Source organism: Lamprocystis purpurea DSM 4197 (assembly GCF_000379525.1).
In the GTDB taxonomy this organism is placed as follows: Bacteria; Pseudomonadota; Gammaproteobacteria; order Chromatiales; family Chromatiaceae; genus Thiodictyon; species Thiodictyon purpureum.
Genome location: NZ_KB902382.1, coordinates 1 through 8,216, shown reverse-complemented (window position 1 = coordinate 8,216; position 8,216 = coordinate 1). Strand labels below are relative to the sequence as shown.

General features: G+C 62.4%; 11 protein-coding genes. 8 read left to right on the top strand and 3 right to left on the bottom strand.

Features of this window, described 5'->3' with window-relative positions; translation table 11 throughout:
- Positions 1-869 precede the first annotated feature (869 nt).
- Positions 870-1,244, bottom strand: a complete 375-nt coding sequence (locus A39O_RS37775) for a HEPN domain-containing protein (protein ID WP_083924514.1) — start codon at positions 1,242-1,244, stop codon at positions 870-872.
- Positions 1,241-1,552: a nucleotidyltransferase family protein gene (locus A39O_RS0104345; protein ID WP_020503484.1), complete on the bottom strand. Its 312-nt coding sequence runs from the start codon at positions 1,550-1,552 to the stop codon at positions 1,241-1,243. The genes A39O_RS37775 and A39O_RS0104345 overlap by 4 nt, the downstream gene beginning before the upstream one ends.
- 209 nt (positions 1,553-1,761) lie before the next feature.
- Between A39O_RS0104345 and A39O_RS40290 the strand changes: the two genes are divergently transcribed.
- The 7 genes from A39O_RS40290 to A39O_RS0104305 all read left to right on the top strand — a co-directional run bounded on the left by A39O_RS40290 (position 1,762) and on the right by A39O_RS0104305 (position 6,723).
- Complete coding sequence (locus tag A39O_RS40290) at positions 1,762-1,953, top strand: hypothetical protein (protein WP_157639616.1); 192 nt, start codon at positions 1,762-1,764, stop codon at positions 1,951-1,953.
- A gap of 604 nt (positions 1,954-2,557) precedes the next feature.
- The gene (locus A39O_RS41580) at positions 2,558-2,800 is read left to right on the top strand and encodes a hypothetical protein (protein ID WP_169338399.1); all 243 of its coding nucleotides are present in this window, start codon (positions 2,558-2,560) and stop codon (positions 2,798-2,800) included.
- A gap of 689 nt (positions 2,801-3,489) precedes the next feature.
- Complete coding sequence (locus tag A39O_RS0104325) at positions 3,490-3,810, top strand: hypothetical protein (RefSeq protein ID WP_020503480.1); 321 nt, start codon at positions 3,490-3,492, stop codon at positions 3,808-3,810.
- Between the two features lie 471 nt (positions 3,811-4,281).
- Positions 4,282-4,767 carry a hypothetical protein gene (locus A39O_RS40285; RefSeq protein WP_020503479.1) on the top strand — a complete coding sequence of 162 codons (486 nt, stop codon included), beginning with the start codon at positions 4,282-4,284 and terminating at the stop codon, positions 4,765-4,767.
- 513 nt (positions 4,768-5,280) lie between these two features.
- Positions 5,281-5,652, top strand: a complete 372-nt coding sequence (locus tag A39O_RS0104315; RefSeq protein WP_026199160.1) for a hypothetical protein — start codon at positions 5,281-5,283, stop codon at positions 5,650-5,652.
- A 341-nt stretch (positions 5,653-5,993) separates the two neighbouring features.
- Positions 5,994-6,245, top strand: coding sequence for a UPF0175 family protein (locus A39O_RS0104310; protein WP_020503476.1), 252 nt, complete (start codon positions 5,994-5,996; stop codon positions 6,243-6,245).
- Positions 6,238-6,723, top strand: a complete 486-nt coding sequence (locus tag A39O_RS0104305; RefSeq protein ID WP_020503475.1) for a DUF3368 domain-containing protein — start codon at positions 6,238-6,240, stop codon at positions 6,721-6,723. Before A39O_RS0104310 ends, A39O_RS0104305 begins: the two co-directional genes overlap by 8 nt.
- Before the next feature lie 41 nt (positions 6,724-6,764).
- On the opposite strand, the gene A39O_RS31945 is transcribed toward A39O_RS0104305, so the two are convergent.
- The gene (locus tag A39O_RS31945; protein WP_020503474.1) at positions 6,765-6,956 is read right to left on the bottom strand and encodes a DUF4351 domain-containing protein; all 192 of its coding nucleotides are present in this window, start codon (positions 6,954-6,956) and stop codon (positions 6,765-6,767) included.
- Positions 6,957-7,091: 135 nt separating this feature from the next.
- Here A39O_RS31945 and A39O_RS31940 point away from each other — a divergent pair, with 135 nt between their 5' ends.
- Positions 7,092-7,448 (top strand): RpnC/YadD family protein, encoded by a 357-nt coding sequence (locus A39O_RS31940; protein ID WP_245561767.1) that lies wholly within the window; start codon positions 7,092-7,094, stop codon positions 7,446-7,448.
- Positions 7,449-8,216: the final 768 nt, after the last annotated feature.

Genomic DNA, 8,216 nt, shown 5'->3' with positions numbered 1-8,216 from the left:
GGTTGGATTTCTCGCGGAAATCACCTTACGTTAGATTGTGGAGCAACAAAAAGCCTTTATGTTGACTCATGCCCTTATCCTAGGGGCTAAGTCCGACAGGCTGCGGGCGCAGGGTCAGGGGACTGCGCTGGCCCGCCCGGTCCGCTGACGATCTCCCGTAGGGCGCAATCGCGGGCCTCGATCAAGATTCCGGCCACTTGGGCTCGCCGGGTGCGTCGTCAGGCCATCCTGGCCTGACACCCTCAGGGCTGGAAGCCCTGACTACGCACGCCGCCGGCCGGGATTACCATCAAAGCCCAATAGCGCGCCTGTCGGAGATCGAGAGGAGCAACGCGGAGGTCGACGGCGCCCATAGTGCGCCGCATGGAAGGCTCACTGCGAAAAGCTGGTAGGGTGTTACGTCTTAATCTTGCAAGTCCATGCTCGCCGCAAGCTACCATCCATGGCACTGGATTCCGGCATCCTGCCGGAATGACGGTGCAACTGAAGTTGGAACGGGGTACCGCCTGTCGGACTTCGGCGCCCCGTCGGAGCTGAAGGTCCGGTATACTGTCGTGATAAGCTCCGATGGCGGGGAGTGCTACGACCAATGCGCCGCTTCCACCCAATCGACCGTGAGACTGCCTTGCTCCTGCCATTGTCGGTACAGGACTGGCTGGCCAAGGGCCACCGACCTTTGACGGCGGCCTGCATTCCGGCCTTGGGGATAACACCGGTATTCAAGCAGTATGGGCACCATCCGCGATCATCCTGAGGTATCCATGTCGACGCCAGCCACCACCCTCGAATCGCTACGGCGTCTGGAGACGCTGTATTCCCAGGGCTATCAGAGTGAGGTCGTTGATCAGGCCTTGCGGGGTCTATCCCGGTTAGCGCAGGTGGGCCTGAATTGCTGCGACGATCCGGCGCGCATCGGTTACATCTTGGCTGGCTTGGTCGCGGTCGATTTCGGCGGTGGCATCATAATCACCGAGTTGTCGATCTTCAAACAGCCGGGTTAGAATCCGCGTGTACTCCGGGGGGAAAACCCCTGATCGAACAAAGTCTTTATTAAATCGTCCAATCAACTGCGCGTGGCTGGAGAAGGTCTGGCCGCGCGAGAGGTGGAGCGCGCTGATCGCATGAAAGGCGGCGTAGTACGCGCGCGAAGCGGCGTCGCCATTAAGCCCCTCCCGGAGCAGTAATTCCGAGGCTTCGACTTTGTCCTCTGCGGCACGGAGCAGTTGCGCAATCGCGGGTATCACAGTCGCACGGCTTCGCGAGCGATGTTTCGCGCCAGTGGAGAGCCTTGACTGCCGAGCCACTCGTTCTCGGTCCGCAGCAAAGTGGCCACCAAGGCTTCGTGGCGGTCAAGAATCTCCACTTGAAGGTCCAAGATGCGGTCACGCATGGCTTGCGTCTTTTCATCGACGATGATCAAGACGTCATAGTCGGAGGTCGCGCGCGCATCGCCACGCGCCCTGGATCCGTACAACCACAGCCCACGCAGGTGGGTGCCGAGGAGGCGATTGAGCTCGTCGGCGAGGGTTGTGATGACGGGATCCTGGCGCATTGTTGCTAATCCTGTCGGTTGATGCCGAGCCTGCAATTCACCATGCCGTTTCACCCTCTAATCAAATCAGGTCGGCAAAGCGCTTTTCCATACCGCGGAACCGACGGATACCGATCCACAGGAAGAAGACGATCACACACCAACTGAGCAAAAAACCGGGTATCTAGAGCGTGGACTCGCCGCCGAGGATCGCCCAGCGGAAGTGGTCGATGACTCCGACCACGGGATTCAGAGAGTATAGCAGTCGCCACTGTTCCGGTACGACCGACGTGCTGAAGCCTACCGATCTGGCCCTGGACCAGGATTGTCGCGTGCCGGAGCCCGCACTGCCGGCGCTGACGCAAGACGCGGCGGCGGTGCCGGCCATACTGCCGTCCAGCCGACAGGAACTCCTGATGTAGGTCGGGCATCTGCGTCATGCCCAGGGCGACAGCGCGGGTGCGATCGGCACGCTGGACGCCGCCTTCTCCGCGTTTCCGGTGAATCCGCTGCCGTTACTCCTGTCAGCGACTTGGCGGCTGGATGCCGGCGAGGTCGACATGGCTCGTGCGCTGTATGACCGTGCGCGGGCGATCGGGGCGCCGGGGCGATTGGACCTGGAGCCGCGGTTTATCGAGGTTGAGAGCCGGCTGAGTGAGGCGCGGGACGCAGTGCGGACAGGGGACGCTGCTAAGATCACAGACGATCGGCCGACCGGCCCGTAGCCGCACCCAGCAATTCCAGATTTGAGCGGCATCGCGCGACCCCTGGTGGATGCGGCGCGCGCGACCGCTGGGCCGGGTCCCTGACACCGAGCGGCGCGCCTTATCCACCCTACAGCGGAGCCGGTTTTGTAGGGTGGATAAGCGTAGCGCATCCACCATCAGCCTCGCGGCCGGCACGGTATTGGCGGCGGCCGCTCGAATTTGGAACTGCTGCACCGTCGGCGCACACATTGTCCGAACTGGCGGGCCGTGAGAGACTGGCGCACATCCGCTGCTGTTACCGGCCTGTGCACCCGTCGTCATGCCCCGACCCTCCCGTCAACGTCGCCGTGCCCGGTCCCGCGCCCGTTCCTGCGCGCGGGCGCCGCAGGACGGCTCCTACAAACATCTGTTCTCCCACCCCGAGATGGTCGAGGGGCTGCTGCGCGACTTCGTGCAGGAGGACTGGTTGGCGCTCATCGACGTGTCGCGGCCGAGTTGGTGCGGCTGGAAGTGCTGGCGGCCGACGGCCCCGCGGCGGTGCGCCCGATCCTGCAGCGGCTGACCGCCCGCTTGCGCGACCCGCGCCACGCCAGCCTGCGGCGTGCCCTCACAGTCTGGTTTGCGCGGGTGTTGCTGCGGCGGCTGATGCCGGGCGAGAATCTGCCGGAACTGCACGATTTAACGGAGGTCGAGACCATGCTGGCCGAACGGGTTGACGAGTGGACACAGAAGTGGAAGCGGGAGGGGTTGCTGGAAGGCAAGCGCGAAGGCAAGCNGGAAGGNAANCTGGAAGGTNAGCGGGAAGGCAAGACCGAAGCGCTGCAAAGCGTGCTAACCGCCCGCTTTGGTCTCCTCCCCTCATGGGCGGGCGCGCGCCTTGCCGGGGCAACCATTGACCAACTGGATGCCTGGCTGAATGCTTTTCTCCAGGCCGAGACGCTTGAAGGTCTGCTCGGCGNCCCGCCGGTGGACACAGGCACGCCCGCGAGTTAAGGCGATTTCCGACAATTTGGATACCGGTGAGTGTAGGTGCGACTTCAGTCGCACTTGCGTCCGAGTCGGTGCGACTGAAATCGCATCTGCGCCGCTTCCACCCAGTCGACCGTGAGACTGCCTTGCTCCTGCCATTGTCGGTACAGGACTGGCTGGCCAAGAGCCACCGACCTTTGACGGCGGCCTGCATTCCGGCCTTGGGGATAACACCGGTACTCAAGCAGTATGGGCACAATCCGAGATCATCCTGAGGTATCCATGTCGACGCCAGCTACCACCCTCGAATCGCTACGGCGTCTGGAGACGCTGTATTCCCAGGGCTATCAGAGTGAGGTCGTTGATCAGGCCTTGCGGGATGTTGTTGCACAAGAACTCCAAGAGCTAAGGCGCGAGGCTTCGCTTATTACAGCGGACATCGCTGAACTGGAACGAAAATATCAGATGAAGTCCGCCGATTTTCAGGAACGCTTCAATAGCGGTACACTCGGGGACGATGCCGACTTCTTTCAATGGAGCGCATTGAACGGCATGGCACATAGCCTCGCCCGGCGCCTCCAGGTTCTCGAGTACGGCCCGTGACATCGCCCGCGCGCTACCTGGAGGAACTGAAGGCCCGACTGGCTGGTTCTGCAGTTGTCGGACAGGTGTCGGGGGCCTTGATCATCGTTTCGGCCAGCGATGCGCATTTGGAGTCCAAGGCTTCAGCCTTGGCCTGCCGATCCAAGGCTGAAGCCTTGGACTCCAGTCGGCCGACGTCTCGGCTGGTCGAATGCGGCCTCGTAGTCCACCAGCGGCGGCGCGGGATTTTGTGGACTGCACTGTCGCTTGTCCACTTCGGACGCAGGTGCGACTGAAGTCGCACCTACATTGACCGGTATTCAAATTGTCGGAAATCGCCTTAGGCGAAGTTGACCTGTCAGCGCGCTGACTCAGGCTGGAGTTGTTGCGGCGGAGGCCCTTGGCAGCTTCTTTGCCGGCCATCTACTGGAATCGACACTGATCCCGCTGGAACTGGCCTTCGAGCATCACAACGACCTGCCGAGCCTGAGGTTGATCCTGGCGGTGGCGGACCTGATCGGTTCGGCCACCGGCACCCTCGCCCGCTTCTGCCCGGTGATCGCGGTGCTGGCGCTGCTGGCCCTGTTCAGTTTGGGTTTGGCCCGATCCTGGGTCTGGGGGGATGCGGAACAGATCTATTCCACCGCGCTGGCCGGGCCTTGGCTTTCGCTCCGGGTGCGGGCCGAACTGGCGCAGGTGCTGACGGAGCGCGGACACTTCAGCAATTCCAAATTCGGGCGGCAGCGCGCAACCCTTGGTGGATGCCGCGCGCGCGACCGCTGTGCCGGGTCCCTGACACCGAGCGGCGCGCCGGGCGCCGTGGGATTCGGCGCCAGTCCGATCCTTCGCGCAAGGCGCCCGATTGCGCCCGACGAGATCGACGATCCTCATCCGGCCACCGCGGGAGCCGCCAAGCATCCAACTGCTGACATAGCGCATCCGCTTTTCCTCGTCGAATTGTTGAACTTCCGTCCATAGCTGGTGTTCGAGTCCTTCCGGTAACGTGAGGACCCAGTCGATAAACCGAAGTCGCTCCAAGATGTCTGCACGCTGATAACCACGACGGTAGAGGCTGCGTAGCAGCGTCAGTTTCGCCCGATAGCGCGCCGCGTCAGACCCGGCGGTCTCTTGCGCTTTGAGGTGCGCCTGGGTCACCACGGCAAACGGGTTGGCTGAAGCGTCCAGTTCAGCCCAGCGCGCCCGCCAAAACCGGCGCGGCTGTCGCCCGTCCGATGAGGGTCTCCCGGCGGCGGATGGGGAGCCGTGGTGAACGCCGATGGTTGCGATCCCGCGCGGCCCCATCGCGGCCAGAGGCCGCTCCCACGGGTGCCGCGCGTCGGCTGCAATCTTTGCTCGGCGTGGCAGCGCGTCACCCGTGACAGCCAGCATGTTCCGGTTGGCTTTGGACAGGCAAGCGCCTCCGTGATCACCCTTACGGAGCGTCTCACGCGGCCACTGTGGGAACACGGTTCAACACCAGCGGCGCACACATTGCCCGAACAGCTTGAGTACCAGGGTCGTGAACAGTGCCATCACGCCGGTGGCGTCACGCCCGGCGACGACGGGCGCATCGTGCGCATCAGCCTCGCCGACCATGATCGGCGCATCTTCGTGCCAACGCCCTATGGCAGCCCCAGTTGGGAGCGCGGTTACAACCGCCGCAGCGCCTTGACGCGGATCAATAACCGCATCGACAACAGCTTCAGCTTCGAGCGGCATTTCATTCGCGGCCTGGCCAAGATGCAGACACGCGTCGGCGTGGCGCTGGCGGTCATGATGGCCATGGCGCTGGGACAAGTCAACAAAGCCGGTCGCCCCGAGCAGATGCGTTCGCTGGTTCAGCCCATCCCCGCGACCGGATAGCCTCAACTACTGTCGCGTCCGGCCAGGAAATCCCTCTGCGTCAGCCCGCCTGGCGCCGACCCCCGGTCCCAGCGCGTCCGCGAAAAACGCCGCAGCGCAAATGTCTCGTCGTGCCGCCTCGTTGCGACAGGGGAACTACGCTGCTAAAGTGGCCTGCGACGCGCCACGATTTTCTGCCGTTCGTGGCGGAACGCAACCTGGCCAGGATGGGGAAAAAAGCTGCCGGGCGGCTGCATCCCAGCGCGAATGAGCATCACCGCAGAGACGCTTGGCCTGTTATGCCGTCATGTTGCCGGGGAACCTGAGCACTGAGTTAAGGGGCCAGACCCCGGGGGAATAGCTTGACCCAGATCGCCATTGATTTACCCGATGACGTGTTCTCAGCACGCAAACAACCTCCTCGAGAGTTTGCCAAGCAACTACGGTTAGCGGCCGCCATCCATTGGTACGCACGCGGCGAGATATCTATGGAAAAGGGCGCGCTGCTCGCAGGATTGGATCGTGTCGACTTTCTCTTGGCGCTCGCCGGTGAGCAAGTCGACGTTTTTGAAATCGACTTCGAGAGTTTGCAAGAAGAATTAGCGTATGCGTAAACAAGCGGTGGTCAATGCGTCGCCGCTCATTTTTTTGTCTAAGGCAGGACTGATCCACCTCCTCCAACAAGCGGCCCCCGACATTGTTGCGCCTGAAATGGTCGTACTGGAAATCAATCGACGCGGACCAAATGACATAACCGCACGGACGGTAGCAAACACGCCATGGGTGGCGACCGTTGAAGTGCCCCTGATTCCACCCCTGATTCAATCTTGGGATCTGGGGCCGGGTGAGTCCGCCGTGCTGGCTTATGCCCAAACACATCCCGGCATACCAGCAATCATCGACGATGGCGCGGGGCGGCGTTGTGCTGAAACGCTTGGCATCCCCTTACTGGGGACGCTGGGGCTGGTCATGATCGCGAAAAAACGCGGATTGATCCCAGCGGCCCGACCTGTGATCGCTTTGCTGAAACAGCATGGGATGTTCTTAGCTGAATCAAAGATCGATCGTGCGATGAGCTTGATTGGAGAATAATGCACGTTTTTTGTGAACAGCGGTCAATTTCGAGGCCCCTCTCAGTGGTTCTCGCTCAGCCCAAACACCTCCTCCAGGCAAGCCGCATCCAAGACCTGCAGTGCCCAGGCATCCAACTGCTCCGGCGCCGCGGTCCGCAACCGCGCATCGACCGCCTCGGGTAACGGCCCAAAGCGTTGTTGAATCAGCAACTTCAGTAGCCGCGCCTGGCCCTTTCCGATTCCTTTCTCCATCCCTTTCCGCTGAGCGATCCGCGCCACGCCAGCCTGCGGCGTGCGCTAACGGTCTGGTTCGCGCGGGTATTGCTGCGGCGGCTGATGCCGGGCGAGAATCTGCCGGAACTNCACGATTTAACGGAGGTCGAGACCATGCTGGCCGAACGGGTTGACGAGTGGACACAGAAGTGGAAGCGGGAGGGGTTGCTGGAAGGCAAGCGGGAAGGCAAGCTGGAAGGTCAGCGGGAAGGTAAGCTGGAAGGTCAGCTGGAAGGTAAGCTGGAAGGTCAGCGGGAAGGCAAACTGGAAGGTCAGCGGGAAGGCAAGACCGAAGCGCTGCAAAGCGTGCTAACCGCCCGCTTTGGTCCCCTCCCCTCATGGGCGGGCGCGCGCCTTACCGGGGCAACCATTGACCAACTGGATGCCTGGCTAAATGGTTTTCTCCAGGCCGAGACGCTTGAAGGTCTGCTCGGCGACCCGCCGGTGGAGACCGGCACGCCCGCGAACTGAGCGGCAGCCGCTTGCTCCATCGTTGGCGTGACCGGGCGGGGAGTCACTGCCGACCCGCCCCGGGAGTCCAAGGTTTCAGCTCTGGCGAACCCTGACCAAGGCTGAAGCCTTGGACTCCGGATGGTCTGGGTCGCATGCAGGGGGCGTCGTACAGGACTCACGCTCGGTGGACGACGCTGGCCCGCCCGGTCCGATGACGATCTCCCGTAGGGTGCAATAGCGGGCCTCGATCAAGATTCCGGCCACTTGGGCTCGCCGGGTGCGTCGTCAGGCCATCCTGGCCTGACACCCTCAGGGTTAAAAGCTCTGACTACGCATGCCGCTGGCCGGGATTACGATCAAAGCCACATCGCCCGCGCGCCACCTGGAAAAACTGAAGGCCCGACTGGCTGGTTCTGCAGTTGTCGGACAGGTTTTGGTCGTGTCCGAAGTCAGCATTTTCAAACATCCCCAGGTGGCGATGGGGTCGCTGCCGACCCGCCCCGGGAGTCCAAGGTTTCAGCCCTGGCGAACCCTGACCAAGGCTGAAGCCTTGGACTCCTGGTGGTCTGAGTCACAGGCGGGGGGCGTCGTCTAGCAGCCTGTCGGACTTTAGGCGACTTCCGAATAAGACGCTATCAAGAATCAAGCTCGTAGGAGCCCGCTTGCGGGCGACGTGACCTGCCGGAATCGCGTCATTGTGCCCCCACCCGTCGCCCGCAAGCGGGCTCCTACAGGTTGGATTTCTCGCGGCAATCACCTTATGTTAGATTGTGGAGCAACAAAAAG

Excerpts from the sequence above, each read along its gene's own strand:
- A39O_RS41580 (WP_169338399.1), top strand. The coding sequence starts at position 2,558 with ATGCCCCGACCCTCCCGTCAACGTCGCCGTGCCCGGTCCCGCGCCCGT.
- A39O_RS31945 (WP_020503474.1), bottom strand. The coding sequence starts at position 6,956 with ATGGAGAAAGGAATCGGAAAGGGCCAGGCGCGGCTACTGAAGTTGCTG.
- A39O_RS0104345 (WP_020503484.1), bottom strand. The coding sequence starts at position 1,552 with ATGCGCCAGGATCCCGTCATCACAACCCTCGCCGACGAGCTCAATCGC.
- A39O_RS40290 (WP_157639616.1), top strand. The coding sequence starts at position 1,762 with ATGACTCCGACCACGGGATTCAGAGAGTATAGCAGTCGCCACTGTTCC.
- A39O_RS31940 (WP_245561767.1), top strand. The coding sequence starts at position 7,092 with ATGCTGGCCGAACGGGTTGACGAGTGGACACAGAAGTGGAAGCGGGAG.
- A39O_RS0104305 (WP_020503475.1), top strand. The coding sequence starts at position 6,238 with ATGCGTAAACAAGCGGTGGTCAATGCGTCGCCGCTCATTTTTTTGTCT.
- A39O_RS0104325 (WP_020503480.1), top strand. The coding sequence starts at position 3,490 with ATGTCGACGCCAGCTACCACCCTCGAATCGCTACGGCGTCTGGAGACG.